Annotated in this window: 22 protein-coding genes and 1 pseudogene; 18 read left to right on the top strand and 5 right to left on the bottom strand. The window is 57.1% G+C overall.

Annotation, left to right across the window (positions count from 1 at the left end):
• The 4 genes and pseudogenes from GS636_RS07135 (at nucleotide 1) to GS636_RS07150 (ending at nucleotide 3,289) form a co-directional block, all read left to right on the top strand.
• Nucleotides 1-309 (top strand): Dabb family protein, encoded by a 309-nt coding sequence (locus GS636_RS07135; protein ID WP_171668977.1) that lies wholly within the window; start codon nucleotides 1-3, stop codon nucleotides 307-309.
• 4 nt (nucleotides 310-313) lie between these two features.
• Nucleotides 314-1,483, top strand: a complete 1,170-nt coding sequence (locus tag GS636_RS07140) for a dihydrodipicolinate synthase family protein (protein WP_371808706.1) — start codon at nucleotides 314-316, stop codon at nucleotides 1,481-1,483.
• A gap of 5 nt (nucleotides 1,484-1,488) precedes the next feature.
• Complete coding sequence (locus tag GS636_RS07145; protein WP_171668978.1) at nucleotides 1,489-2,496, top strand: LacI family DNA-binding transcriptional regulator; 1,008 nt, start codon at nucleotides 1,489-1,491, stop codon at nucleotides 2,494-2,496.
• 85 nt (nucleotides 2,497-2,581) lie between these two features.
• A pseudogene (locus tag GS636_RS07150) lies at nucleotides 2,582-3,289 on the top strand (IS6 family transposase).
• Nucleotides 3,290-3,618: 329 nt separating this feature from the next.
• On the opposite strand, the gene GS636_RS07155 reads toward GS636_RS07150, so the two are convergent.
• The 4 genes from GS636_RS07155 to GS636_RS07170 form a co-directional block, all read right to left on the bottom strand.
• On the bottom strand, nucleotides 3,619-4,155 hold the full coding sequence (locus tag GS636_RS07155; protein WP_171668979.1) for a TetR/AcrR family transcriptional regulator: 537 nt from the start codon (nucleotides 4,153-4,155) through the stop codon (nucleotides 3,619-3,621).
• Nucleotides 4,152-5,147, bottom strand: a complete 996-nt coding sequence (locus tag GS636_RS07160; RefSeq protein ID WP_171668980.1) for an FAD-dependent oxidoreductase — start codon at nucleotides 5,145-5,147, stop codon at nucleotides 4,152-4,154. Before GS636_RS07160 ends, GS636_RS07155 begins: the two co-directional genes overlap by 4 nt.
• Nucleotides 5,144-5,815: a cupin domain-containing protein gene (locus GS636_RS07165; RefSeq protein ID WP_171668981.1), complete on the bottom strand. Its 672-nt coding sequence runs from the start codon at nucleotides 5,813-5,815 to the stop codon at nucleotides 5,144-5,146. Before GS636_RS07165 ends, GS636_RS07160 begins: the two co-directional genes overlap by 4 nt.
• An 874-nt stretch (nucleotides 5,816-6,689) precedes the next feature.
• Nucleotides 6,690-8,651: a CocE/NonD family hydrolase gene (locus GS636_RS07170; RefSeq protein WP_171668982.1), complete on the bottom strand. Its 1,962-nt coding sequence runs from the start codon at nucleotides 8,649-8,651 to the stop codon at nucleotides 6,690-6,692.
• Between the two features lie 164 nt (nucleotides 8,652-8,815).
• Here GS636_RS07170 and GS636_RS07175 point away from each other — a divergent pair, with 164 nt between their 5' ends.
• The 11 genes from GS636_RS07175 (at nucleotide 8,816) to GS636_RS07225 (ending at nucleotide 22,189) form a co-directional block, all read left to right on the top strand.
• The gene (locus GS636_RS07175; RefSeq protein WP_171668983.1) at nucleotides 8,816-9,478 is read left to right on the top strand and encodes a helix-turn-helix domain-containing protein; all 663 of its coding nucleotides are present in this window, start codon (nucleotides 8,816-8,818) and stop codon (nucleotides 9,476-9,478) included.
• On the top strand, nucleotides 9,475-11,514 hold the full coding sequence (locus tag GS636_RS07180) for an NADH:flavin oxidoreductase (RefSeq protein ID WP_171668984.1): 2,040 nt from the start codon (nucleotides 9,475-9,477) through the stop codon (nucleotides 11,512-11,514). Before GS636_RS07175 ends, GS636_RS07180 begins: the two co-directional genes overlap by 4 nt.
• Before the next feature lie 108 nt (nucleotides 11,515-11,622).
• Complete coding sequence (locus tag GS636_RS22870; protein ID WP_171668985.1) at nucleotides 11,623-12,315, top strand: XRE family transcriptional regulator; 693 nt, start codon at nucleotides 11,623-11,625, stop codon at nucleotides 12,313-12,315.
• Between the two features lie 93 nt (nucleotides 12,316-12,408).
• A complete protein-coding gene (locus tag GS636_RS07190) occupies nucleotides 12,409-13,968 on the top strand; it encodes an ABC transporter substrate-binding protein (RefSeq protein ID WP_171668986.1) in 1,560 nt (519 codons plus the stop codon).
• A 54-nt stretch (nucleotides 13,969-14,022) separates the two neighbouring features.
• A complete protein-coding gene (locus GS636_RS07195; protein ID WP_171183674.1) occupies nucleotides 14,023-14,967 on the top strand; it encodes an ABC transporter permease in 945 nt (314 codons plus the stop codon).
• Nucleotides 14,948-15,826 carry an ABC transporter permease gene (locus GS636_RS07200; protein ID WP_241484037.1) on the top strand — a complete coding sequence of 293 codons (879 nt, stop codon included), beginning with the start codon at nucleotides 14,948-14,950 and terminating at the stop codon, nucleotides 15,824-15,826. The genes GS636_RS07195 and GS636_RS07200 overlap by 20 nt, the downstream gene beginning before the upstream one ends.
• Nucleotides 15,826-16,812 carry an ABC transporter ATP-binding protein gene (locus GS636_RS07205; protein WP_171668987.1) on the top strand — a complete coding sequence of 329 codons (987 nt, stop codon included), beginning with the start codon at nucleotides 15,826-15,828 and terminating at the stop codon, nucleotides 16,810-16,812. Before GS636_RS07200 ends, GS636_RS07205 begins: the two co-directional genes overlap by 1 nt.
• Complete coding sequence (locus tag GS636_RS07210; RefSeq protein ID WP_171668988.1) at nucleotides 16,809-17,810, top strand: ABC transporter ATP-binding protein; 1,002 nt, start codon at nucleotides 16,809-16,811, stop codon at nucleotides 17,808-17,810. Before GS636_RS07205 ends, GS636_RS07210 begins: the two co-directional genes overlap by 4 nt.
• Nucleotides 17,807-19,825: a CocE/NonD family hydrolase gene (locus GS636_RS07215; RefSeq protein WP_171668989.1), complete on the top strand. Its 2,019-nt coding sequence runs from the start codon at nucleotides 17,807-17,809 to the stop codon at nucleotides 19,823-19,825. The genes GS636_RS07210 and GS636_RS07215 overlap by 4 nt, the downstream gene beginning before the upstream one ends.
• Nucleotides 19,826-19,854: 29 nt before the next feature.
• Nucleotides 19,855-20,709 carry an alpha/beta fold hydrolase gene (locus tag GS636_RS07220; RefSeq protein ID WP_171668990.1) on the top strand — a complete coding sequence of 285 codons (855 nt, stop codon included), beginning with the start codon at nucleotides 19,855-19,857 and terminating at the stop codon, nucleotides 20,707-20,709.
• Nucleotides 20,710-20,725: 16 nt separating this feature from the next.
• The gene (locus GS636_RS07225) at nucleotides 20,726-22,189 is read left to right on the top strand and encodes a M81 family metallopeptidase (protein ID WP_171668991.1); all 1,464 of its coding nucleotides are present in this window, start codon (nucleotides 20,726-20,728) and stop codon (nucleotides 22,187-22,189) included.
• A gap of 228 nt (nucleotides 22,190-22,417) precedes the next feature.
• Here the strand turns inward: GS636_RS07225 and GS636_RS07230 are convergent, their stop codons facing one another.
• Nucleotides 22,418-23,266, bottom strand: a complete 849-nt coding sequence (locus GS636_RS07230; protein WP_171183687.1) for an alpha/beta fold hydrolase — start codon at nucleotides 23,264-23,266, stop codon at nucleotides 22,418-22,420.
• A 94-nt stretch (nucleotides 23,267-23,360) separates the two neighbouring features.
• Here GS636_RS07230 and GS636_RS07235 point away from each other — a divergent pair, with 94 nt between their 5' ends.
• The 3 genes from GS636_RS07235 to GS636_RS07245 all read left to right on the top strand — a co-directional run bounded on the left by GS636_RS07235 (nucleotide 23,361) and on the right by GS636_RS07245 (nucleotide 25,933).
• Nucleotides 23,361-24,236, top strand: a complete 876-nt coding sequence (locus GS636_RS07235) for a LysR family transcriptional regulator (RefSeq protein WP_171647453.1) — start codon at nucleotides 23,361-23,363, stop codon at nucleotides 24,234-24,236.
• A gap of 325 nt (nucleotides 24,237-24,561) precedes the next feature.
• A complete protein-coding gene (locus tag GS636_RS07240; RefSeq protein ID WP_256369058.1) occupies nucleotides 24,562-25,044 on the top strand; it encodes an adenylate/guanylate cyclase domain-containing protein in 483 nt (160 codons plus the stop codon).
• Between the two features lie 7 nt (nucleotides 25,045-25,051).
• On the top strand, nucleotides 25,052-25,933 hold the full coding sequence (locus GS636_RS07245; protein ID WP_171668993.1) for a hypothetical protein: 882 nt from the start codon (nucleotides 25,052-25,054) through the stop codon (nucleotides 25,931-25,933).
• Nucleotides 25,934-26,106: the final 173 nt, after the last annotated feature.

Raw genomic sequence — 26,106 nt, forward strand, 5'->3', positions numbered from 1 at the left:
ATGATCCGCCATATCGTACTGACCAAATTCCGCGCCGACGTGACCGAGGAGACAATCGGAGCCATCTACAAAGGTCTCGAGAACGTGTCAAAGGCCCTTCCCGGGGCCAGCGGGTTTACCGGGGGCCGCAGTGAGAGCCCCGAGCAGATCGAACGCGGATACATGCATGGTTTCGTGATCGACTTCGACGATTGGGCCGCGCTAGAGGCCTATCAGAACAACGAAACGCACAAGGCGCTGGGCGCGCAACTGGTCGAGAACGCGGTGGGTGGCATCGACGGCATACTGGTTCTGGATTTGGAGGTTTGAGACAGTGAAATTGATTTTGCCAAATCCTGAGGGGCAGCTAGAACCCTATGCGCTGACCGGAACGCCGTTAGTACCGCGCAAGCCGCAGGTGCCTCTGACGCGCACGGCCTTTGCGGCGGCTCATGTGGTTTCAGACCCGCTGGCGGAACGTAATCCCTGGGATGGGCGTCCCGCAGTTGATTGGGAAGCGACCCTGCGATTTCGTCAGGGACTCTGGGATCAGGGGCTGGGTCTGGCCGAAGCCATGGATACCGCACAACGGGGTATGGGCGTCGATTGGGAGACCGCGCTGGAGCTGATCCAGCGCACAATGAAGGCTGCGCAGGCGCATCCGTTGTCGCCTCGGGTGGTTTGTGGAGCAGGGACTGATCACCTGCCTCTAAGCGCGTTGAACACAGCAGGTGAAATCCTGTCAGCCTACGAGCATCAGGCCGAGGCGATCGAAGCCAGCGGAGGGCAATTGATCCTCATGGCGTCACGCGCTTTCCCATCGATCAAGGCAAGTCCGGACACCTACCATTATGTATACCGCGCGCTGATCGATGGGGCTGCGGAGCCTGTAATCCTGCACTGGCTGGGCGACATGTTCGATCCTGCATTGACGGGCTATTGGGGTAGCACGGATATCGACGCGGCCAGCGACTTTGTGCTGTCCCTGATCAACGAAAATCCCGCCAAGGTTGATGGGATAAAAATATCCTTGCTGGATCAGGCATATGAAGAAAACTTCCGCGCGCGGTTGCCGGACGGCGTGCGCCTCTACACTGGTGACGATTTCAACTACGCCGATCTTATTGCCGGGGATGGAACGCATTTTTCCCACGCTCTGCTCGGCATTTTCGCTGCGATCGCCCCCGCCGCCAGCCAGGCGCTTGAGGCGTTGGCTATGGGCGACATGGATCGCTACAACGCGCTGTTCGCACCGACTATTCCCCTCAGTCGAGAGATTTTTAAGGCTCCGACGCGGTTCTACAAAGCCGGGATTGCCTGTCTGGCATGGCTGAACGGAGCCCAGTCCCATTTCATCATGCCGGGTGGGTTCCAATCCAGCCGTGACATCTGCCACTACGCGCAAGTGTTCAGATTGGCGGATCAGGCCGGTTTACTCTCAGACCCTGAACTGGCTAAAGCACGGATGACCACGCTTCTCAGCTTGCATGGAGTTGAACAATAGCCTGAATGCGAAGACCCACGATCATAGATGTCGCCAACTCGGCGGGCGTTTCCAAGTCGACGGTAAGCCTTGTTTTGCAGGGCAGTCCGCAGGTGAAGCCGGAGACACGCAAGCTCGTCCATACCGCGATGAAAGAGATCGGGTATGTCTATAACCGATCGGCGGCAAATCTGCGATCCACGGGAACGGCGCTAATAGGTTTGGTGATAAACGACCTGACCAACCCGTTTTTCACTGAGTTTGCGACTTCGTTACAGATGGCGCTGGCGTCCCGAGGCTATGCGGTCGTATTGGCGAACACAAACGAAGCCCCCGAACTTCAGGATCAGGTGGTGGGCGCGATGCTTGAGCACGGTGTTTCTGCTTTGATCCTATCACCTGCTTATGGCGATGTCACAAACACCCTCTCCGCGGTAGAGCGAGCTGGCATTCCGTTGATGCAAGTCTTGCGACAGGTTGAAAGCGAAACAGGCAGATTTCCCTTTATCGCCCCTGATTACGCAGAGGGTGGACGCGCGGCAACGCAGTACCTGATCGAAACGGGCGCGCGGAACATCGCCTTTGTCGGTGGTCTGGATGGTGCCGAAGTCACTCAGGAAAGACTGTCCGGTTATATCAGTGCGATAAAAGACAACCACTTGCAGCCTATTGTAAAAACAGGGGAATCCAGCCGATCATTTGGACATGAAGCAACGGTCAACCTCTTCAAAGAGCATCCTGCGTGCGATGCCGCAGTCTGTTTCAATGATCTTGTTGCTTTTGGGATGATTAATGCCTGCCATGAAACTCAGATAAAGATTGGTACGGAGTTTCAGATTGTCGGTTTCGACGACATCAAGGAAGCATCAGAATGCTGGCCAGCTTTGTCTACCGTACACTGCGGCGTCTCTGAGTTTGGAGAACAAGTTGCGGACACTGTTTTGCTGTGGTTGCAGGATGGTGCCACGCCAGCAAAATACACGCGAACTTCAACGCGCGTGGTATTGAGGCAAACTACGAAAAACACGGTATAGCAAAAGACTATACCAGCCTTTGTCGAGAGGTCTTGTCAGAAGTGCCTTGGTTGAGCGGGGCAGGGTACTCTCGTAGCCTTCGCGCATGATTAAACAGCCGCCATTAAAGTACCTTAAAACCAGCCCCGAGATCATCCGCCTAGCAGTGATGCTGTACATCCGTTTCCCGCTCGCGCTTCGGAATGTCGAAGATCTGCTGCACGAGCGAGGCGTCGATGTGAGCCACGAAACTGTCCGGTATTGGTGGAACAGGTTCGGCCCGATGTTTGCCGCTGAGATCAGACGGAATCGTGTGCAGCAGCTGCGCGCCTTCTCCAAATGAAAGTGGCACGTCGACGAGGTTTTCGTGAAGGTGAATGGTAAGCGGCATTATCTTTGGCGGGCTGTTGATCACGAAGGCTAGGTGCTGGAAGCCGTTGTTACCAAACGTCGAAACAAAGCTGCAGCACTGAAATTCCTCAAGAAGTTGGAGAAGCGACACGGTAAAGCGGAAAAACTCGTCACGGATCGCTTCGCATCGTATCGGGCTGCTCTCAGAGAACTTGGCGCTACCGAAAAACAAAGGACGGGCAGGTGGCTTAATAACCGCGTCGAGAACTCGCACCTGCCGTTTCGACGACGCGAACGCGCGATGCAGCGGTTCAGGCTCATGCGAAGTTTGCAGAAATTCGCGTCCGTCCATTCCTCTGTCTACAACCACTTCAACCAGGAAAGATCGCTCGCCAGCAGAGATACCTTCAAGCTGATACGCAGCGTCGTTCTTGCCGAGTGGTGTCAACTTTGTTCCGGATAGGTTCGTGGTTTTCGTGGCAAACTGAGACTGGTTCGAATTCGTCTGACAGCACCCAAACGGGAGCTTCAGTCCATTCCACGCGGACGCAACGACGATCAACTCGACAGCTTTTCCCATCTTCTGAACTGGTCCAAGGGACTGGGATTCTACCGCGCGCTTGGTCGCGATCATCAGATCAACATCGTACGTCGGGAGCGCAATCGCGAGAGGGTCAGGCGACGGTAGAACCTCAGAGTCAAGCTTGAAAACTCGTTGAATAGTACTGGGAGGGCCGATGTCGGACCAATCCTGAGAGCGGCCCCTATGATCGCTCGCAACCACAAACTGGTCTAATCGCTAATGCCGTCGGATGACGGCTTTGAGCCCAAATCGGACGTTGCTTTTTCGAAGACGTCCGGATCACCCTGCACAGTCACAAGTAGTGCAGCGCCTTCCAGCGTCGCGAGCACCGCTAGTGCGTCAGAAAGCGGATCGTCGCTGTCCGGAAATGCGCTGACAAGCCGATCGACCAATGCTGCAAAGAACATTTTTGCCGCCGCCGTTACCGGTTCAGGCAGGCCTCCGCTTTCAGCTGCGAGTAGCCCACAAAGGCACATCTTTCCGTCCTGGCGCAAGCTTTCCGCGAAAAGCTCGCGTAGGCGCGCGACACGCGCATGAGACGGGCATTCATCCAAAGCGTCTAGGAAACGGGACGTGTAATTTCTGGCCAGTCGAGCGACCAGATCGGCCTTGGTCGGGAAGTAATGATGTACGCCTGCGCTGGTCAGCGCTGTGTCGCGCGCAAGGTCTCGGAACGAAAAGCCGTTGTAGCCGCCAGTGCGGACCCGCGCCTCGGCGGCGACCAGGATTTTCTCTTCTGATGTCATACCATCACCCTCGACAATTCTTGCCGCGCTGCATCCATGGCTTCAAGAGCGCCTTCGAGGAAACCACCGTGCGACGGTGCGGTTTCAGTTCCTGCAAAGATCACCCGCCGAGTAGGAGTTAGTTTGCTATACATAGGATGGGAGCTAAGCGGCTTGAGGTCGGCAGACGTGGCGGTTGCCATGTCGGCGCTCCAATCCTTGACGATTACGCCGCGTGGCTCGGCTGCTTTGGGGCCAAACAGGCGGACCAGTTGCGCCACCGCTTGCGCTTCGAACCCGGATTGTCGGGCCGTGCCGGGCATGGCAAAGCCGAACAGAGCACCCTGGGTGCCGTCCATAGGCGACGCGTCATGGATTTCAGCCAGCGGACCTTGATGAGAGATTGCGTCGCCATTCAGGCCCGCGTCGCGCCAGAATGGGGTGTCGTAAACAGCAACGAGTTTGGCATGTCCGGCCATCCAAGTTGGAACATCCGGAACGACCACGCCCATCTGTGCAGCGAGGCGCGGGGGTAGCGCCAAAACAACGAAGTCGGCGCGCAATGAAAACCCGTTTCCGCTCAAGGTCACGAATTCGTCTTCTTCGATCACACGCCGAACTTCGTGGCCAAGGCACAGCGTATCAACAACCTTTTGGGCGAGGGCGTCGGTTATCTGAGCGAGTCCGCCTGAAACGCGAAGCGCGTCACCCATGGGGGCGAAATCGAAGTCACGACGCACATTTCCCTGAGCATCCTCGAACGCCAATCGTCCATCGCTGTATTGTGGAAATGTTCGCAGCCCAAGCTTGTCTAGGAGGGATAGCATGCGGTGGTTGTGCGGCCAAATCCAAGCAGGGCCGAGGTCATAGCCGCCCTGTGAGAGAATGCGACCGCCGACGCGGTCGCGCGCCTCTAGCAAAAGCACGTCGCGCCCTTCGAGCTTCTGCGCATGCGCCAAAGCTAGGCCGGACAACCCTGCGCCGACGATGACAATCTCTGCGTTTCGCTTCATGCCGCGCTCTCTTCGACGTGACTAAGGTGGCCGGTCTTGATCCAGACTCGCACCCCGTTAGCGCCAGCGGTCGCCTCGAAACTCGCCCCGACGGGTAGGCGTAACCAATCCCAGCGGGACAAGGTATCGCCACCCTCGTTCAGGCTCCCATCAATCACAAAGACCTCAAGCCCGCCTGAGGCATCTAAAGAGCGCACTGTACCTGCATCCCAGTGTTCCATCGCTACAGTTTCACGTACATCTGTGTGAAGGGGCAACCTGGAGACACCATCTGCTGCTTCAATCCAGCTTGCCTTGCCGCTGTCGATCTGGACCTGGTCGCGGTCGCTAGCATCGAATTGATGGAGCTTTACCAGAATTGTCGCGCCGTCCTGTGCTGCAGGTGTATGAGACGAGGTCGGCGGGTTCCGCACGTAGGAACCAGTTGGAAAATCACCGTCTTCGTCCTGAAAAGTACCGTCAAGAACGAGGTATTCTTCGCCACCGTCATGCGTGTGGGCAGAGAAAGCGCTGCCAGGCGCAAAACGGACGATAGTGGTGGCGCGAGCTACTTCTTCTCCAATTCGGTCAAGCATTTTGCGCTCAACTCCGGGCATCGGGGATGCGACCCAATCGTTCTCTTCAAAATGCATAAGGGTACGTTCATTGAAGTTGGCGTTCACGCGCATGGTTTGGTCTCCCTCCATTGTCACTGTGTATGTGCAAATTGGCTACACTTACCTACTGATAGGTAGGTCGTTTCTCGACGTCACTATCGCAACAGTGATCACGCGTTCGTGAACCATTGGTTAAACCGCAGCGAATGGCGAATTTGTCCGCAACTCTGCCGTTCAGCAGATTTCAGCGAATGTCCGCTGCCGTTCAATGCAGACCTTCAGGCGAAAATTCTCGGAATGACCACCAACAAAGACTGCTACCCGCTCCTAAGCCGTCATCTGACTGAAAGACTCAGATGACGGCCTTGAGCCCAAAGTGCCCGATGTTGCGCGACGCACGAACGGGTGCGAACCACGTCATTGCCGCCATTGGTTTTGGTAAGTACGGCCCGAACCTGCGGTCAAACTAAAATCAAAAGGTTTCTGCGCGGCCCTTTATACCGGATCGTCGTTGCGAGTACATAGCGCGGATGCTAGCAGAGGTCCGCAAGCTCAACAGACCGGTAGATCTGTTAGATGTACAGGGCATCTCAGTCCTTAGAGTGAACATCCGTTGCTCGAGTGACATCAACTCCTGCAACCCCGCCTCCGTTGTCCCATTTGGGGATGTAAATTCATTTCGGAGGTTAGCAGGTGACAGGGGCTGTATCGCAGAAGATCGCCGGTCACAGAGATCAATTCTCGAGCCAGTTTTGCCGCAGCTTCTTTCGACCAGCCCATTTCTCTCCCGGCGTTCGTCAATCCTCTGTCATCACGAAAACATAGGCCGGGCCGCCACCGAAAACCGTGGTTATTGTGTTTAGCATGTCCGCGTCATTGAGCGTGAATTCAGATCCAACAAAACGAAAGTGCTCAACCCGAGAATGAATTGAACAGAGAATTGTTACTAAATACGCCATTGCCGCGTTGCGAAGGGCTGATTGTTCCATTTCGCATTCAACTCGGCATCCACCGTGGTGCGGTCGCTTGTGGTTCTGGCAGTCAATGCGACCGAAACCTCGGCAGTTCCATCAGGCCGTTCGAAAACCATCCTGTGAAGTACGTTTGTCTGTTTCTCAACGCCATCTGAAGCATCCAGACTGTGCGTCATGTTGGTTTCATAGCTGAAAGCGGTTTCTGTTTGGGCGAAGGTTGTTTTCAAAAGCGGCTGATGCCATCCCATCTCAATCCTGTCCCCGGTAGTCTGTGTCCAGCGTGACAAAGGGTTAGGCGCATGGGTGGAATGCCGTTTCTGCACGGGCAGGTCTTGGGCTTCGGGCAGTGGCCTGGACAGGTCAGCGGGCGCATCGGGTAAAACAGGCAAACGCAGCGTTGCGTGATCTATCTGTATATCTAAAGCCGGTGATTTTGCGTGAATGAGGGGCCAGTAAGATGAGGACAAAGCAAGCCGGAGACTATGTCCCTTACGGACGCGATACGCCGTTGAATGAAGCCGAAGGTCCGCATTGAATTTGCCTGACCTCGTCGCTGATGGTTTGCAATCCAAATTCTCGTCAAGCGACAGATTTCGAACGCCGTAGCTTATTCGTGCAGCCACCCCTTCCGGACTCACATCACTGAGCCTGGCGATGATCTGCCCCGGTTTGTCGCCGGTCTCGCCACGCAGAGTCAGTGTTACCGAACCGTAGATAATGACGTCTTGCTCCAAAGGAGCCGTTTCGAAAACCAATGACCGGGCATCGTCTGCGGTTTGATCAAGTGGCAGCCCGCCGGGGCGGCCAAAATACCCCGTGTCCCCGGCGGTTTGCCCGACGGTCGGGTCTGCGGGAACCCTCCATGGTGCAGGGCCGTCGCTGGATTTAAGCTTGGACAAGTCCCAGTCCTGTATCTCGCTTTCCTTTGAGGCTGGCCCGCTTTGCGCCCATCTCCCGGACCTTTGGACCAAACTGTTGCCAGGTGTATCGAATTCGCGCATCCAGACCCGCAAGCGCGGCCAATCCAGCGCGTCGGGCTGATCCGATTTCAACCAATGATCCCACCACTCCAGCGCGAGCTTTTGAAAACCGATGGAGGGACCCGGACTACCGTGGTCGGGATAATGATGCCCCCAGGGACCGACGACCCCCCAGACCAGATCGGGGCGGGCATCAACCAAAGACATAACAGAATTGGAATAGCGATCACTCCACCCGCCGACTGACAGGATCGGAACCGAAAGGGCTTCAGCGGTATGAATAACTGAGCCGTGGCGCCAAAAGTCACCGCGCCCATCCTCACGCAGCCAGTTCTGCAGGGGGAATGTCAGACTATCAATCCGTTCTTTCCAACGCGATTTCCATTCCGGCCCGACATTCAGCGACGGTGGAGATGCCAGGATAGAAGGAAGCGTTGCACCCCATTCGAACGTGTCCGACAGAACGCAACCGCCCATATAGTGGATGTCGTCCTCGAACCGGTCATGTGTGGCACAGACAGCTATTGCCGCCTTCAACGGTGCGGGCGTATCGACGCTTGCCTGAAGAGATGCGGTCCCACCCCAGGACGTGCCAAACATGCCCACGCGGCCATTGCACCAGGGTTGCGCAGCCAGCCATTCGATCACTTGCCGCGCATCGTCCAATTCTGCCGGTGCGTACATATCCGGCATGTGCCCTTCGCTATCCCCTGATCCCCGCATATCCACACGGATGCAGGCATAGCCATGGGCGGCAAAATAGGGATGGTTCCTCTCATCCCGCGCGCGAACCATGTCGGTCTTGCGATAGGGAATGTACTCCAGAATGGCGGGCACAGGCGCTTGAGTCACAGGGCGCCACAACCGTGCGGCCAGCCGCACGCCATCAGGCATTGTGATCCACAGATGATCCGTTTCCGACACGTCGAAAGGATTTTCTGGCTGGTCCGTCATAGTGATCCGCCGCGTGCGTTTAGTGTTTATCCCACTTCTGCAAATCTGGAGCGAACTTGCAATAGCTCCGTTCTATTCAATAGAAAATAGAATTTGACTTTAAAATTCTAGTCTGTTTTCAATTTTGGTAGAGTTTATCGCTCAAACCACTTTCGGAGAGCCGCATGCCATCTGACAACGTCGTCGCTTTGCCATCCGCAATTTCCTCACTGGGCAGTGAGGTTCGGCAATTGCGCAAAGCCCGCCAGCTGACGCTCAAACAATTGAGCGAAGAGGCGGGCATTTCGCTTAGCCATGTGTCGGCGATTGAGCGCGGGGTTTCCAAACCTTCGGTTGACGTGTTGCAGGCTATCGCCAGCGCGCTCAGCGTTACGCCAGACTGGTTTTTTGCCCGCCGCGCTGGTGCCGGGCCAATGGAACAGGCCTATGTTGTTCGCTCCCAGAACCGTCGGGCGCTGAATACGCTCTACGGCCAGGACGCGGCTGAGTTGGGCTATACTGATCACCTGCTGTCCAGTTCGATCGGCGGGCAGTTTTATATGGGTTTGGCGGTGTATGCACCTCACTCGGAACGCCCCGAAGACCCTTTGCAAAAGCACGAGGGTGAAGAGCACGGCTTGGTGTTGGAAGGTGAGCTGGAGATGCAGATCGGCGATGAGTTCATCACACTGCGCGCCGGGGACAGCTACAGCTTTGACGCACGTATCCCGCACCATGCCTGCAACCGCACTGATCAGGTATGCCGGTTGATCTGGGCGGTCTCACCGGTCGTCATTCCAAAGGATGTCGTCGCACCGCAGGCGTCTGACCGGGAAACCTCGTCATGAGCCGTGACGTCCTGCTGCAACCCTATCAACTAAAGCACCTGACCCTGAAAAACAGGATCATGACTACCAGTCATGAACCCGCCTATCCAGAAGACGGAATGCCCAAAGAACGCTATCGCGCCTATCACGAAATGCGGGCAAAAGCGGGTGTTGCAATGACAATGACCGCAGGGTCTGCCACCGTCAGCCGCGACAGCCCGCCGGTGTTCAACAACATCCTCGCCTACAAGGATGAGGTCGTGCGCTGGATGGGCGAACTGACCGATGCCTGCCACGCCCATGGCTGCGCTGTGATGATCCAGCTGACCCATCTGGGGCGGCGCACAGGATGGAACAAGGGCGATTGGTTGCCGTCAGTTTCCCCCTCGCATTTCCGCGAACCGGCGCATCGGGCCTTTCCGAAAAAGTTGGAAGATTTTGATATCGAGCGGATCGTGACCGACTATGCCGATGCGGCTGAACGCATGCAGGCCGCCGGATTGGACGGGATCGAGTTGCAGGCCTACGGGCACTTGCTGGACCAATTCTGGTCGCCGCTGACCAACACGATGGACGCACCGTTTGGAGGTGATCTCGACAACCGACTTCGCTTTGGCTTTATGGTTTTGGATGCGATCCGTGACCGCGTCGGCCCCGACTTCATCGTCGGCGTCCGCTATACCGCCGATGAAGTCGAAAAAGGCGGGATCACCGAAAAAGAAGGGCTGGAAATCGCGCGCAGGCTGCGAGACAGCGGTCAGGTGGATTTCCTGAATGTCATTCGCGGGCGCATTCATACCGACCCCGCCATGACGGATGTGATCCCCGTGCAGGGCATGAAAAGCGCGCCGCATCTGGATTTCGCCGGGCGGGTGCGGGCTGAAACGGGCATGCCGACCTTCCATGCTTCGCGCATCCCTGACGTGGCGACGGCGAGACATGCGGTGTCCTCGGGTCTTTTGGATATGGTGGGGATGACCCGCGCGCATATGGCCGATCCGATGATCGTGTCCAAGATCCAAGCCGGACAGGAAGATGACATCCGGCCTTGTGTCGGGGCCACCTACTGCCTCGACCGCATCTATCAAGCAGGCGAAGCACTGTGCATTCACAACGCCGCCACGGGGCGTGAATTGTCGATGCCACATGTCATCCCTGCTGCCGAAACACGCCGCCGTGCGGTGATTGTCGGCGCAGGTCCCGCTGGGTTGGAAGCCGCGCGTGTCGCCGCTGAGCGTGGTCATTATGTCACCGTTCTGGAGGCCGCCCCCGAACCCGGCGGGCAAGTGCGCCTGACCGCGCAATCCAAGCGCCGGGCAGAGATGATCGGGATCATCGACTGGCGTATGGCGCAATGCGCTGCGCGGGACGTCCAGTTTCAGTTCAACACGTATGCCGAGGCCAGTGACTTGACCGCGCTGTCGCCGGATGTGGTGGTGATCGCGACCGGAGGTCTGCCCGAGACAACGATCCTCGATTCGGGAAATGAACTGGCCGTGTCCGCTTGGGATATCCTGTCCGGCGACGTAGAGCCGGGCGAAAACGTGCTGATTTATGACGATGCGGGGGATCATCCGGCCCTGATGGCCGCTGAGGTCATTGCAGCCTCCGGTGCACGGGTCGAGGTCATGACCCGTGACCGCAGTTTTGCGCCTGAAGTCATGGCGATGAATCTGGTGCCCTATATGCGCTCGTTGCAGAAAACCGGGGCCGTGTTCACGGTCACCCGAACCCTGCAAGCGATCGAAAAATCAGGCAATCAGCTACAAGCCCATATTGGAACCGACTATTCGGATCTGATTGAGAAAAGAGAATATGATCAGGTGGTTGTCAATCAGGGCACACTGCCACTGGACGATCTCTACTTTGACCTCAAGCCTCTGTCGCGCAATCGCGGGGCGGTGGATCACAGTGCGCTTGTCTCTGGCAAGGGCGACCTGTTTTCGCAACCCAATCCCAGCGCCGGATTTGATCTGTATCGTATTGGCGATGCCGTGTCGGCACGCAACATTCACGCTGCAATCTACGACGCTCTGCGCATTGGTATCCGGTGGTAGCAAGCGCAGGGAGATATCGCAAATACGAGAAAAATGAACAATTTTTCTTGCGAAAAAGAAACTATATCGTAACAATTCCGAAATACCGAGCGCACGAAGGGAGGAATCGTGAGCCAGGCCAGATCGAAAAAATACACCCGCACTGCCAGCGAAGAGGGGCTTGCAGCCTTCGGGGCTGAGGTGCGTCAGCTGCGCAAGGCCCGCCAGATGACCCTGGCCGAGCTTGCGTCCAGCAGCGGTGTTTCGATCAGCCATCTCAGCGCAATCGAACGCGGAACTGTCAGTGCCTCGCTCAATAAAATCTCTCGCATTGCCGGCGCTTTGGGTGTCCCCGAGGAATGGTTTTTCAACCACCGCCCCGGCTCGGGCCCGCTGGAGCGTGCATACGTCGTGCGTCAATCCAACCGTCGAAATTTGAATTTGCTGTATGACGAACCTATCGAGCAATCTGGCTATGCGGATCAGTTGCTCTCCAGTTCAATTGGCGGAGGGTTCTGTTTGGGCGTCTCAGATTACCGCCCCTATTCCGAACAGGTCGTAGACCAGTATTTCTCGCGCGATGGCGAGATGCATGGGGTCATTCTGGATGGTGAACTAGAACTGGTTCTCGAGGACGAAACCGTCACCTTGCGCACTGGGGACAGTTTCAGCTTTCCCGGAGAAATTCTGCACGTTCTGCGCAATGTAACCGATCAACCCGCGCGCATGATCTGGGTGAACTCACCCGTCATCATCCCAAGATTCTCAGCGCTTGGCGCTGATGAGCAACTGCCACAGTCAAACAAGAAAAAGAACGGATAACGCCTGCTGGCACCTGAAGTCGCGGGCACGTCTGCTCGCAAGCAACCAAACCGGACAGATGCCCGGACACGAAGACAAACAGGGAGTAAGCAAATGAGTTCGATTTTCAAAGGAGACGTTTCCCGACGCTCCGTTCTGGCCGGTGCCGGTGCATTGGGCGCGGCCAGTTTGGCCTTTCCGCATATGGCCGTCAGCGCCGATGGCTCGGTCCTGACTATCCGGTCCTATAGCGATTTGCAGGTGCTGGACCCGGCCTTCTGGCTGGCCCTGCCCGAGGCCGACATCATGCGGTCGATCTATGCCCCGCTGGTGTCAAACCAACAGGGCGACGAGTGGAACTGGAGGCCTGTTGCTGTTGAAAGCATCGAACAGCTGGACGACCTGACCATCGCCTTTAAACTGCGCGACAATATCGGGTTCACGGACGGCTTTGGCCAGATGACCGCCGATGACGTTAAGTTCTCGATTGAGCGTATCGCCGATCCGGCCAATGAAAGCCCCTATGCAGGCGATTGGAGCGCTTTGAAAGAGGTTGAGATCAAGGACAACCTCTCGGGCCTGATCCACCTGAAAAACAAGTTCGTGCCGCTTTGGACAACCACGTTGCCCACACCCGCATCTTGCATCGTATCCCGTAAAGCGGTCGAGGAAATCGGCGGCAAGATCGGATCCGAGCCGGTGGCGCAATCCGGTCAGTACATCCTGACCGAATGGGTTCCCAAACAGAAAACCGTTCTGAAACGCAACCCGGACTGGGCCTATGAGCCCGGCGGGTACGAAGAAATCCACATCCTGCCCATCGAGGACCCCTCGACCGCTGAACTGGGATTTGAAGCGGGCGATCTGGACTACACCTGGACCTCGGTTTCGTCCCTACCGCGCCTCAAGGAGAACCCACCGGCTGGATCAGTCGTCGAAGAAAAGCCCTCGCTGGCCTATGTCTGGCTGGGCATGAACCAGGATAACGAAGCGCTGCAAGATGTTCGTATCCGCCGTGCCATCCAGCATGCGATCGACCGCCAGACAGTTGTTGATGCGGCCTATTTTGGAGCAGCGGCCGTGGGCAACGGCATTATCGCCCCAGGCCTGCCTGGTAGCCGGGACAGCGTGACATACGACTATGACCCAGACAAGGCGCGCGAATTGCTGGCCGAGGCGGGTGCTGAAGGCATGACCGTCACGTTGGACATCCTCAATCAATCAGAACGTTTGACTGCGGCTCAGGTCATACAGGCCAATCTGGCCGATGTCGGTATCACTTGCGAGATCAAGCAAAATGACAGTGGGACGTTCTGGACCCTGGGTTCCAAGGACGGCGACTATTTCATGAATCTTCAGCTGGTGCTCAGCCGGTTCTCGATGAACCCGGACCCAAGCTGGGCGACTGTCTGGTTCACGCCCGAACAGGTCGGCGTCTGGAACTGGGAACGTTTCAACAACGAGGAATACAAGGCGCTGCACGAAGAGGGCCTGGTTGAAAGCGATCCGGCCAAGCGCGATGAGATCTACAAGAAGATGCAAGGCCTCATGGACGAAAGCGGCTGCTATGTTTTCCTGACGCATGAGGTGGTCGGCCTGATCCACAAGGACACGGTCAATCCGGGCCTCAAACCGAATGGTGAGCCACTGCTGCCGCTGTTCAAACCCGCCTGATCCACGCAAACGGGCGGCGCGTTATCGCCGCCTGCACGCCTATAGGGGGCGCGTATGCTGAGCTATTTTATCAAACGGCTTGGGCTGGCTGCTGCAATCGTGTCAGTTGCCATGTTTCTGCTGTTTTGCATGATTTATCTGATCCCCGGCGACCCGGCTTCGGTCGCACTGGGGCCTCGGGCGACCGAGGAAATGCGCGCCGCCCTGCGCGAGAAAATGGGGTTGAACCAGCCGGTTCTGGTTCAGTTCTGGAATTTCTACATCGGGGCATGGACAGGTGATTTAGGCGAAGAGGTTCTGTCAGGCCGTCCCGTCACCACGGTTGTGTTCGAACAACTGCCCTATACGTTGGCCCTGATCGTCGGCGGCATCACGTGGTCGGTTGCTCTTGGCATTCCGCTGGGCTGCTGGGCGGCGGTCAGCCGCGGCAGCTGGGCCGACCGGATTGTTGGCATCCTGTCAGTTGCCGTGATCGCGGTGCCGTCCTTTGTTATCGCGATTTATGCGCTACTGATCTTTGCCGTCGAACTGCGTTGGCTACCTGCCATCGGAGCAGGTGAGCCGGGCAATCTCGGCGATCAACTTACCCATCTGATCCTGCCGTCTCTGGCCGTTGGTCTGGGTTGGGTCGGTTACATCGCCCGCATGGTGCGCGCCTCAATGCTCGAAGTGCTTGAGGCCAGCCATATCCGCACCGCACGTGCGTTTGGCTTGCCCGATCGAACGATCACCTACCGTTATGCTCTGTCGATTGCGATCCTGCCCACGGTCACCTTGCTGGGTGTGGGCATCGGTCAGATGCTCTCGTCGGCTGTCTTTGCCGAGATCGTCTTTGCCCGCCCCGGCGTCGGCAAGCTGGTTTATGACGCCATCCTGACCCGCAACTTCCCCATTGTGACAGGCACCGTTCTGATCACCACCGTTCTGTTCGTTCTGCTCAACCTGTTGGCAGACCTTATTATCGGAGCTTTGGATCCCCGTGTCAGAAGCAGTTTCTAATCCCGCCCCCGGGCGCATGGCCGAGCTGTGGCGCCCGATCCGCAAAATCCTGCGCGAACCTTTAGGCGCGTTGGGATTGTTCCTTGTGCTGTTTGTTATCTTCGGCGCTGTGTTTGCCGATCTGCTCACCAGCTGGGACCCGACGAAAATCAACCCGCGTGACCGGTTCCAGGGCCCTAGCACACAGCATCTGATGGGCACAGATCAACTGGGCCGGGACCTGTTTGCACGCGTGCTGCATGGCGGGCGGATCGCGTTGTTTGTCGCTCTGGTCTCGACCGCTGTGTCGCTGGTGATCGGCATCGTTCTGGGCCTGATCGCAGGCTACGGGCCGCGTTGGCTGGACAACCTGATGATCCTGCTCTTTGACGCGATGAAGAGCTTTCCCACCGTCATGCTGGCCCTTGCGCTTGTGACGCTGATGGGACCATCCCTGACCGCCGTGATGGTTGTTGTCGTTCTGGTCACCGTGCCCGGATACGCACGGATCATCCGAACCCAGACCATTGCGTTGAAAACTTCGGAATACGTCACCGCGGCGCAAAGCATGGGCGCGTCTTCGGCGCGCATCTTACGGGTTCACATCCTTCCAAATGTGATTGGTCCGTTGGTGATCCTTGCCTCGATGGACATCCCGGTTGTCATCGGGATTGAGGCGGGGATGAGTTTCCTAGGTCTCGGCGTGCGCCCGCCGACCCCAAGCTGGGGGTCGATCCTGAATGACGGGTTCACCAATATCCGCGACACCGCCTGGATCGCGATAGCGGGTGGTGTGCCAATCATCATCACCACGCTGGGCTTTACTTTCCTGGGTGAGACGCTGCGGGACGTGTTCGATCCCCGGCTGAAAGGACGCTGATGACCACGTTGCGCATAGATAACCTGAACGTCAGCTTCTCGACCGAGGCCGGGCCGCTGCACGCGTTGAAAAACGTCAGCTTCGATGTACCCGAAAACCGGATTGTCGGCATTGTGGGCGAATCCGGCTGCGGCAAGTCCACTCTGATCAACGCCATTCTGGGGCTGTTGGCTGACAATGGTAGCATAGATGGTGGCTCGATCCTGTTCGAAGGGCAGGATGAGCTGACGACTTTGCCCCCGTCGCGGATGCGCGACCTGCGCGGCCCGCGCATAGCCACTGTTTTTCAGGACCCGATGGGCGCGCTAAACCCCGTGATCTCAGTCGGCAAGCAGATGTTGAATATCCAGTATCGCTCGTCCCTGTCGAAAGAGGAAAAGCTGAACCGCGCGGTCGAGATGCTGGAACTGGTCCGTATTCCCGATGCGCGTGCCGCCTTGGCGCGTTATCCGCACCAGTTCTCGGGCGGGATGAAACAACGGATCGCCATCGCCATGGCCTTGATGATGGAGCCTGCCCTGCTCATCGCGGACGAACCTACAACTGCGCTGGATGCGACGCTTGAGGTGACAACGATCGAGCTGCTCAAAGACCTGCAGCAGAAAATCGGCTGTTCGGTCATGTTCATTTCGCACCATCTGGGCGTCATCGCCGAGTTGTGTGATGACGTTGTGGTCATGTATGCGGGTGAAGTGGTGGAGCGCGGCACCGTCCGCCAGATATTCCAGGACCCTCGCCACCCTTACACAGCGCGATTGCTTGAATGCGACCCGGCGCGGCAAAGCGAACGCACCCGGCACCTGCCAACAATCCCCGGAGAAATCCCCGATCTGCGCGCACGGCCTGCAGGCTGTATCTTTGCCAATCGGTGCGACCTTGTAAGCGACGCGTGCTCGGCCCCGCCGCCTGACAAGGATATCGGAGACGGCCATATCGCCCGCTGTGTTGTTGCAGACAGCCCCGAAGCAACCGGAGTAACGGCATGAGCAGCGATCCCATTCTCAAGGTTGAAGACGTTCAAGTCTCGTTCCCGGTTGGTGGCATTGGGCGTAGAAGTTCGATCCTTGGCGTGGCCGGCGTGAACTTTGAAGTCAACCGAGGTGAAACCTTTGCGCTTGTCGGAGAAAGCGGTTCGGGCAAAACGACGCTTGCGCGGGCCGTGAACGGTTTGCAAGAAATCAGCGCAGGATCCATTACGTTCGAGGACCAGCGCATCGACACGTTGGATCGCAAGGCGATGAAGCCAGTTCGCAAACGTATGTCGATGATGTTTCAGGACCCCGTGGGCTCCCTGTCCCCGCGTATGACCGTCGGCGATCTGGTGACCGAGCCGTTCCGCATCCACGGGATCGAAGGCCGCAACCTGCGGGACGAGGCCGCGCGGCTGCTGACCTTGGTAGGGTTGCCAACAAGTTTCGCCTCGCGCTTTCCACATCAGTTGTCGGGCGGGCAAGCCCGGCGCGTTGGCGTGGCGCGGGCCATTGCACTGGACCCGGCGCTGATTATCGCGGACGAGCCCACCGCTGGTCTGGACGTGTCAGTGCAGGGCGAGGTTCTCAACCTGCTGAACGATCTGCGCGAGCGGCTCGGACTGGCAATGGTCATCATCACGCACAACCTGCATGTGGTGCACCATGTGGCTGATCGAACAGCGGTGATGTATCTGGGGCGCTTTGTCGAGGCAGGTGACACTGAAGAGGTGTTCAGCGCACCGCAGCACCCCTATACGGCGGCACTTTTGTCGGCCAACCCCGAGCCCGACCCGGACAAAACCCACGATCGGATCACCCTGCCTGCCGAAGTTCCATCACTGCTGGCGCGACCGGCTGGATGCGAGTTCCACACCCGCTGCCCATGGGCGCAATCACGATGCAGTATGGATGCACCCGAGCGGCAGGTCACAGACGGACGCGCAGTTGCCTGTCATTTCCCCCTCGAACCCGGTGCCCGCCCGCCGGAAATAGAAAAACAGGCCGCATCATGAGTGAAATCGAGGTCCTTGAAACTGTCTGGATTCCTATGCCCGACGGCACAAACCTTGCCGCGCGGCTCTGGCTGCCTGCGTCTGCCAGAACCTCACTGCTGCCCTGTATTTTGGAATACATCCCCTACCGACGTCGAGATCGCACGCGCATGCGCGACGAGAGCATGCACCCGCATTTTGCGGCTGCCGGATACGCTTCGATCCGGGTGGATATCCGGGGGTATGGCGACAGCGAAGGCGTGGCTGAGGACGAATACTCTCACCAAGAAATCCAGGACGGCTATGACGTCGTTCAATGGATTGCCGCTCAGGATTGGTGCGACGGAAATGTCGGCATGTTCGGCAAAAGCTGGGGGGCGTATAACGCGTTTCAGGTCGCAGCGACCCGGCCCCCGGCACTGAAAGCCATCGCGCCGGTGATGGGAACGGATGATCGGTGGCGCGAGGATATTCACTTTTATGGTGGCTGTCTGGCCAACGATAATTTCTGGTGGGGTTCGATCATGCAGCTCTACAATGCGATGCCTCCCGACCCCGAGATTGTCGGTGCGGATCGCTGGATCGACATGTGGCGCGACCGGATGACCGGCGCGAGATTCTGGCCTGCCATGTGGCTGGAGCACCAAACCCATGATGAGATGTGGCGGCGCGGCTCGATCTGCGAAAACTATGCGGAAGTAGAGGTTCCCGTGTATTTCTTCGGCGGCTGGATGGACCTGTTCCGGGACACGCCCTTCCGCATTGCCGAGCATCTCAAAGGCCCGGTGAAAATCCTGATGGGACCTTGGGCTCATCTTTACCCGCATGAAGGTGTCCCCGGACCAAAGGCCGATTTTGTCGGCGAAGTAATCCGCTTTTGGGACCATTGGCTGAAAGGCAAAGATACCGGTCTGATGGATGAGCCCCCGCTGCGGTTTTTCCTGCAAGACAGCGTGGCCCCTTCAGGCACGCATCTGCATCGCGCGGGGCGTTGGGTCGAAGAACCCTCTTGGCCGTCGCCGAATGTGTCCGCGCAGACGCTCTGGCTAAATGATCAGACGCTGGACGATACGGCTCAGGCCGGGACGGCGATGTCGATCTGCTCGCCGCAGACGTTCGGGGCAGCCGCTGGCGACATGTGCTCGTTCGCGATCCCCGGCGATATGGCTGCGGATTGCAGGATCGATGCCGGGTGTGCTTTGCAGTTCAAGGGGGCGCCCCTGACCGAACCTTTGGACTTGCTTGGCCAGCCCAGTGTTGACCTGACGGTATCCGCTGACCAGCCACAGGGGTTTGTCGCCGCATTGCTGGTGGATGAGGCCTCGGACGGCGCTCAAACGCTGATCGCGCGAGGGTTTTGCAACCTCAACCACCGGGAAAGTGACACCCAGCCTACACCGATCGCGCCCGGTGAAGACATGACCGTTACGGTTCCCATGTACGGAACAGGGTACCGAGTGCCAGTGGGCCATCGTGTCATTCTGCAAATCGCCTCAACATATTGGCCAATTCTGTGGCCCGCGCCGCAGCCGGTGACGCTTACGATCCGGCCCGGTACATCCCGGCTGATCCTGCCGGTCAGAACCCAGCCTGACGGCAGCACCGAACCACGTCCGCTGCCCGAACCAGCGCCCCTCACCGTAGCCCCGCGAAAAACCCATGTTCGCAGTGGTTCGATGGAACGTTCGATCCATACTGATCTGACGACCGGCGAGATGACACACCGGTTCTTCCTGGACGGCGGAGTGTTTGGTCCGGTCGGCGATTTCCGCCTGGATGACATCGGAACAGTGCTTAGCGACGTTTCAGACCGCCGCTACACGATCCACCCCAGCGATCCCTTGTCCGCCGTCGCCACCATGGAGCAAACGGCCGGTTTTGACCGCGACGACTGGTCCGCGAAAATCTGGACCTATTCCGAACAACGAGCAACGGCGACCGAGTTTCACCTGACCTCACGCCTCAAGGCCTGGTCAGGTGATGAACTCATTTTCGAAGAAGAAGAGACGCACATCATTCCCCGCAACGGAATGTAGCGCGTCCTTGCGGCCACAGGAGCCTTCCAATGTCAGCTTTCCCTGAATTTGGGCCAAAAGCCGAAACGCACCAATTGACCATCGGCGGCGTCACCATGCGGGTCGTCGTCGAAGGGGACGGGCCGCCGGTCGTGTTTGTTCCCGGAGGCGATCAGACGGCTGAGGCCTATTCCGAGCAATTCTCGCGCCTGTCTGACAGTTTTAAGTGCATCACCTATGATCCACGCGGCGCAGGTGACACGCTGTCACCCCCTCCGCCGTGGACGATGCATGACTATGCCGCGGATTGCGCCGCCGTGATTGACGCCTTTGCCGGTGGGCAAGCGACAGTCTGCGGTCTGTCACTGGGCGGTCTGGTTACGCAGCAAACCGCGATAGACTTCCCGGGCAAGGTGCGGCTGGCCATTCCCATGGGCACCTCAGCCTATATCGACGGGTTCACCCGTGACTGGATGCAGGCCGAGATCGATCTGCGCAAGGATGGCATCACCCTGCCAGACTATTTTCTGGCGCCGCATTATGCGGTTTATGCCTTTCCGGCCAAAGCGCTGCACGAACCCGAGCTTTGGGAACAGCTCAAGGCATCCTACACCGAACGTTTTCGGGATCGCGACCCACAGGCAACGATTGATCAGTGGGAGGCCTGTCTGGAATTCGATTGCCGCGAAGGGCTAAAAACCTGCCCGGTCCCGATGCATGTCATCGCCTTTTCCGAGGATGTTCAAACCGCTCCGGTCATGTGCAAAGTGGTTTCTGATCTTGCGCCCAACGGCGTGTTCCACGAAATTCCCGGCCTGGGCCATGTTTCGATGACCCGGCACAAACCGGAAATCGTGGCGGCAAAACTGCGTGAGATTTTGACCGCCGAATTGGTGCAGCAATAAGCGGCTAAAGGATCAGATGAGAATTGCAATCGCAGGATTTCAGCACGAAACCAACACTTTCGTCGACACTCCGACGCGGCTGAGCGATTTTGAACAAGCCGACAGCTGGCCGGAATTGCTGAGTGGTCAAGACGTATTGGATGTGACCCGCGATATGAACCTGCCTATCGCCGGTTTCGCAAAAGCTGCGTTGGTGGATGGGTTCGATGTGATGCCCATCTTATGGTGCGCCGCCGAACCGGGCGGCAAGGTCACGGATCACGCCTTTGACACTATTGCCGGACGCATCGCTGACGCGTTAGCGGACATGACGCCGATGGATGGGGTCTATCTGGACCTGCACGGCGCCATGGTCACCGAGTCCTGCGATGATGGTGAAGGAGAGCTGTTGTCGAGGATCAGGCAGGTGATCGGGAAGGACTTACCGCTTGTTGCAAGCCTTGATATGCACGCCAATATCTCGGGGCAAATGGTGGATTTATCGGACGCGATGACCATTTTCCGCACCTACCCACATCTCGACATGGCAGACACGGGCGCACGGGCCTTTCGGATGATGCGCGACATCTGTTCAAAGGGTCCACCTGCTAAAGCGTGGCGGCAGGGTGAGTACCTGATCCCCCTGCACAGCCAATACACGGAAATTGACCCGGCCAAAACGCTGTACGCCGCGCTGGATGCCTTGGACGGGTCGGGTGGGCGCCTTTTAGAACTCGCCATGGGATTCACCGCAGCCGATACAGCCGATTGCGGACCATCCGTCTTGGCCTACAGCGCGTCTCAGTCCGATGCCGACGCATTGTCAGCGCAGATGTTCGAACAGTTGCAGACGGCTGAAGCACGGTTCGATACCGCCCTACTAAGCCCCAAAGATGCTGTTGCCACTGCACGCCGCGCAAACGTCAAAGGACCTGTTGTCATTGCGGATGTGCAGGATAACCCCGGGGCCGGAGCGTCCGCCGACACGACAGGATTGCTACGTGAGCTCGTGCATCAGAACGCGCCCTCGGCCATTCTCGGGCTGCTGCATGACCCGCAGCTGGCTGCCAAGGCCCACAAACTGGGCGAACGTGCGGAATTCGAGGCCGAGATTGGCGGTAAAGGTCCCGGCGACACCCCCTTTTCTGCACAAGTGAAGGTGCACCACCTGAGTGACGGCCAATGCAGCTATACCGGCGAAATGTATGGCGGCGGCGTTGCAACGCTCGGCCCGTCGGTCGCATTGCAAATAACCGGAACGCAGATCCATGTCCTTGTCACCAGCATTCGAAATCAATGTCTGGATCTGGCGCAGATTCGTTTGTTCAATCTGGAGCCGGAAGACGCAAAGATACTATGTGTCAAAAGCACAGTGCACTTCCGAGCCGATTTTGAGCCCATCGCGCACAAGGTTTTAGTATGCGCCTCGCCGGGACAGTTTCCATGTGAACTGGCGGACGTCAGCTATTCAAAGCTGCGCGCTGAGGTTGGTACAATTTAATGATGACAACTTCTGCACCTAAAGTGAGAACAAACCGGCTAAGAACCTGTCATAAAAGGTTCGGACTGCTGCGGTAGTAGTGCGCTAACAGCAGCCATTCGTGTAAGAAATATGTACGGCGGGTTTGTCCGCATCGCAGTCATTAATGTACTGCAGAGAGAATGGCTCCTTTGCGGACGAATCTGCCGTCCCGATTGTTTTCATTAACGGCAGCTTTCCGTAGTTGCGTCATCGGTTTCTGCCGAGAAAGTCGACGAGCAATCCAGAGATCTTTTCCGGCTGATCTTCCATTGAGAAGTGACCGCAGTTTTCTAGCACATGCAGTTCTGATCCTGGAATTGCCGAGTGTAATTTGTGCGCCCAATCCACTACCTGCCATGCGTCATCTGCACCCCAAATCAGTTGTACTGGCTTTTGACCAAGCTCGCCGTAGCGCGGGGCTATCTCGTCTGTGTGCTTCGGATCATAGTGCATCACTTGATGCTGAAAGAAGCTGCCCTGTCCGACTGGGCCGCAAATGAAATCGAGGTAGGTTTCCATCGACGTCTCCGCCAAGCGCTCCTTGTTTTGAACCGTCGAGTTGAGCCAGTTGCGAAAGTGTTCTCTGTGGTCTGTATCGGGCGCTTTGATCAGCTTTTCCAAACCGGCCTGCATCTGCTCGCGCGTGCGTTTGGATGGCCAACTGTCATAGCTTACTACGTCAATCATGGTCAAACTGCGCAGCCGTTCCGGCGACTGAATGCCGAACCTCTGGGCAACGCCGCCGCCGATATCGTGTGCGATGAAGTGGAAGTCTTTAAGGCCCCAAACATCCAGCAACCCCTCAAGGATCGGCACTTGGCCCGTGACGGACGTATCAATGCTCGGGTCTTGCGGGCGCTCTGACAGGCCATAACCGAGCAGGTCATACAAATGTACTTTGTAGCCAGCTTCGACAAGCGTTGGCAGTACGTTCCGCCAAATATACGAGGAAGACGGTGTGCCATGCAGGAGAACCACGGGCTCACCCTCTCCGTGTACACCATGTGTAATACGGGTGCCGTTGATGAGAACATGTTGGTCGACGAGGTGGGTCATGAGGGGAACTCCAATTTTTTTCTTTCGCAAGTCCTAGCGCTTTGATACTTGATCAAGCAAATGAATGATTGTCATGTAGCGATAGAAATTCCGAATGGCTGAGCGTTTGGACATCGAAGGTTTGCGCGCCTTGGTCGCGATCTCGACCCATGGCGGTGTAACGCGCGCCGCCGAGCATTTAGCGCTGTCTCAACCTGCAGTGAGCCACAAAATCAAGCGGCTTGAGACTGTTCTAGATTGTGAACTCCTAGCACGCCGCGCCGGTGGGCCATTGTTCACCGAGGCCGGTACACGCCTGTTAGAGTATGCGCACCGGATGATGGATTTGCATGACGAAGCGCTCGCCGCTCTTGGAAAGAAGCCTTTGGCTGGCACCATTAAATTGGGCATGACCGAAGATACAACGGGCGGTGACGTTGCGCGCATCCTTGGCCGCTTTACACGTCTGCACCCAGAGACCACGGTCAGCACGCGGGTCGCGCAAAGCCTAACACTGTCTGATTGGCTTATCGCGGGTGAAATCGACATCGCGGTTATACAGGTCATGAGAGACGAAGTCCGGAGCGATGACCTTGTGCTGTATGAGGACCGGCTGCACTGGATCAAGTCTTATGATCTATCACTGAATCTTAACGCATCCGTTCCATTCCTCGCGTTCGATCAAAACTGCTTCTACAAGCACTGGGCACAATCGCAGAACTCAAGAACGGGTCATCAATTTGAAGCAGTTTTAGAATGCCCGAGCGTATCAGGTATCCTTTCGGCAACGCGCGCGGGGCTCGGTATAGCCCTAATGAATGGCTTGCACGTGCCCCAAGACTTGGAAGTTATCGAAGATGTGTTCCCGGAGCCTCCTGCGATTGCATACGTTGCGCGCTCTAACCCCAAAAGGCGTAGTGACGCCGCCCGCGCACTGCTCAGCGAAATCACCGCCGAGGTGGGACGCCCGTCGACCTTGCGCGTAGCGTAATTGGGAAAGCGGAAATTCACGCGAAACGCAGCATCCGGGAAGTATGGGCTCAAAGCGGTCATCTAACATCTTCGGTCAGCTATCTCAGGTTTCACAGCGTTCCAAACGTCGGCTCTGCGTACAAAGCAGACGAATTGGAAAACACCTGATCATTGCTGAACGAAGAATTATCGCTCAAGGTGCGCTAAGCATCTGGAGAAACCGCATTAGAAAACTGACGACAATTTTAGCCGCCGATCTAGCGGCCTATTCGCGCCTTATGGCCGCAGACGAAGAGGGTGTGGTTTCGCGCCTTCGTGCGATCTAGTGCGAGGTTGTCAAACCAATGGTACGTCAATCAAGCGGGCGGGTTGTCAAAACAATGGGTGATGGCTGTCTGGCTGAGTTTCCGTCGCCGGTCGAACCTGCTCGGACTGCCCTCGCCGTTCAGGAAGCGATGGAGAGCCGTGATACAGATCGGCCAGTGCAAGAAAGGCTGCATTTTCGAATTGGGATGCATGTCGGCGACGTGGTCGTCGTTGATAACGATATCTTAGGCGATGCGGTGAATGTGGCGGCGCGGCTGGAGGCTTTAGCACCTGTTGGCGGGATTTGCCTGTCACTATCGGAACGGGATCAGATCAAGGGACGCATAGACGTTGAGATAATCCCCCTAGGAGCTGTTTCGGTAAAGAACATTCCAGAACCGATTGAAGCATGGGTTATTGGAGAAGATCCAGCCGGTTTACTTGCAGTTTCGGCAAAGCTGCCTGCCGTTGTGGTAATGCCATTTGAAGAGATTGGGAGCGAAGACGAGTTTTTTTGCTGACGGCGTCGTGGACGAAATCACTTCGGTTCTTTCAAGCGTAGGCGACATATCGGTAATAACCCGACAGTCAGCTTTCAGCTTCAAGAGTCGCATAGTAGAAGTCAGGAAAGTCGGGCGCGAGCTTGGCGCGCGGTTCGTCGTGACGGGGGCCATCCGTCAATCTGGTTCGAGGGTGCGGATTTCCGTTCAACTGAACTCTGCCATAACGGGCGCCAACCTTTGGTCGCAACGCTATGATGAAGAACTCAAAGACCTGTTCGATCTTCAAGACAAGATCGCTTCACATGTCGCCGGAGCAATTTCGCCGTCCATCCGCGCATCTGAAATAGCTGCTGCTCGAGCCGTCGCGCCGATGAATAGAAAGGCATACGAGCTTTATATGAGCGCGTTTCCACATTTTTGGGCTCATCGACGGGAGGAGAACGAGCGCGCGATTGAGCTTTTGACATCCGCGGTAAACAAAGACCCGAACGATTTTCGCGCAAAGGCGTTGCGTGCTTGGGCTTATGCTCAGCAGGCGACTTATTTGTGGAGTGAGACGCCACTAAGGTCTCGGGAATACGCTCAGTCGGACGCGGAAGCCGCCATATTGTCATCAGGTGATCATGCACCCTCACTGGTCGCGATTGCCGCTGCATTGAGCATGACAGGACTTGAGCACGAACGCTCCGGAGTGCTGCTGGAACGGGCGCTGGTTCTCGACCCAAATTCAGCCTGGGGTTGGTTGCGAATGGGGTGGAACCAAATCTATCATATGCGCGACATTCATGATGGTCTTGCAGCGTTCGACAAAGCTGAAGCTCTTAGCCCACTCGACCCATTTCGCTTCAACATCCAGTTCGGTCGCGCCTATTCGTCTCGCTGCATCTGGCTGGAGAAACGGGCATAGATTGCAACTCGGGTCATCGCCAGACCTTTTTCTTTTGGTTGATCAGATCCGCGTAGTCGCGGCCTGCTTCAATGGTTTGGGCGTGAATGTAGTGATGCTCTGCCGTTCCGAAGCTCGCATGAACCAATATTGGTCGGATCAGCTTTGCGTGTTCCGGAGAGGAGCGCGCCAAT

It is taken from the genome of Ruegeria sp. HKCCD4884 (genome assembly GCF_013110855.1).
Lineage (GTDB): Bacteria > Pseudomonadota > Alphaproteobacteria > Rhodobacterales > Rhodobacteraceae > Ruegeria.

Coding starts and splice junctions, on each gene's coding strand:
- GS636_RS07135 (WP_171668977.1), top strand. CDS start 1: ATGATCCGCCATATCGTACTGACCAAATTCCGCGCCGACGTGACCGAG.
- GS636_RS07145 (WP_171668978.1), top strand. CDS start 1,489: ATGCGAAGACCCACGATCATAGATGTCGCCAACTCGGCGGGCGTTTCC.
- GS636_RS07155 (WP_171668979.1), bottom strand. CDS start 4,155: ATGACATCAGAAGAGAAAATCCTGGTCGCCGCCGAGGCGCGGGTCCGC.
- GS636_RS07160 (WP_171668980.1), bottom strand. CDS start 5,147: ATGAAGCGAAACGCAGAGATTGTCATCGTCGGCGCAGGGTTGTCCGGC.
- GS636_RS07165 (WP_171668981.1), bottom strand. CDS start 5,815: ATGCGCGTGAACGCCAACTTCAATGAACGTACCCTTATGCATTTTGAA.
- GS636_RS07170 (WP_171668982.1), bottom strand. CDS start 8,651: ATGACGGACCAGCCAGAAAATCCTTTCGACGTGTCGGAAACGGATCAT.
- GS636_RS07175 (WP_171668983.1), top strand. CDS start 8,816: ATGCCATCTGACAACGTCGTCGCTTTGCCATCCGCAATTTCCTCACTG.
- GS636_RS07180 (WP_171668984.1), top strand. CDS start 9,475: ATGAGCCGTGACGTCCTGCTGCAACCCTATCAACTAAAGCACCTGACC.
- GS636_RS07190 (WP_171668986.1), top strand. CDS start 12,409: ATGAGTTCGATTTTCAAAGGAGACGTTTCCCGACGCTCCGTTCTGGCC.
- GS636_RS07195 (WP_171183674.1), top strand. CDS start 14,023: ATGCTGAGCTATTTTATCAAACGGCTTGGGCTGGCTGCTGCAATCGTG.
- GS636_RS07205 (WP_171668987.1), top strand. CDS start 15,826: ATGACCACGTTGCGCATAGATAACCTGAACGTCAGCTTCTCGACCGAG.
- GS636_RS07210 (WP_171668988.1), top strand. CDS start 16,809: ATGAGCAGCGATCCCATTCTCAAGGTTGAAGACGTTCAAGTCTCGTTC.
- GS636_RS07215 (WP_171668989.1), top strand. CDS start 17,807: ATGAGTGAAATCGAGGTCCTTGAAACTGTCTGGATTCCTATGCCCGAC.
- GS636_RS07220 (WP_171668990.1), top strand. CDS start 19,855: ATGTCAGCTTTCCCTGAATTTGGGCCAAAAGCCGAAACGCACCAATTG.
- GS636_RS07225 (WP_171668991.1), top strand. CDS start 20,726: ATGAGAATTGCAATCGCAGGATTTCAGCACGAAACCAACACTTTCGTC.
- GS636_RS07230 (WP_171183687.1), bottom strand. CDS start 23,266: ATGACCCACCTCGTCGACCAACATGTTCTCATCAACGGCACCCGTATT.
- GS636_RS07235 (WP_171647453.1), top strand. CDS start 23,361: ATGGCTGAGCGTTTGGACATCGAAGGTTTGCGCGCCTTGGTCGCGATC.
- GS636_RS07240 (WP_256369058.1), top strand. CDS start 24,562: ATGGTACGTCAATCAAGCGGGCGGGTTGTCAAAACAATGGGTGATGGC.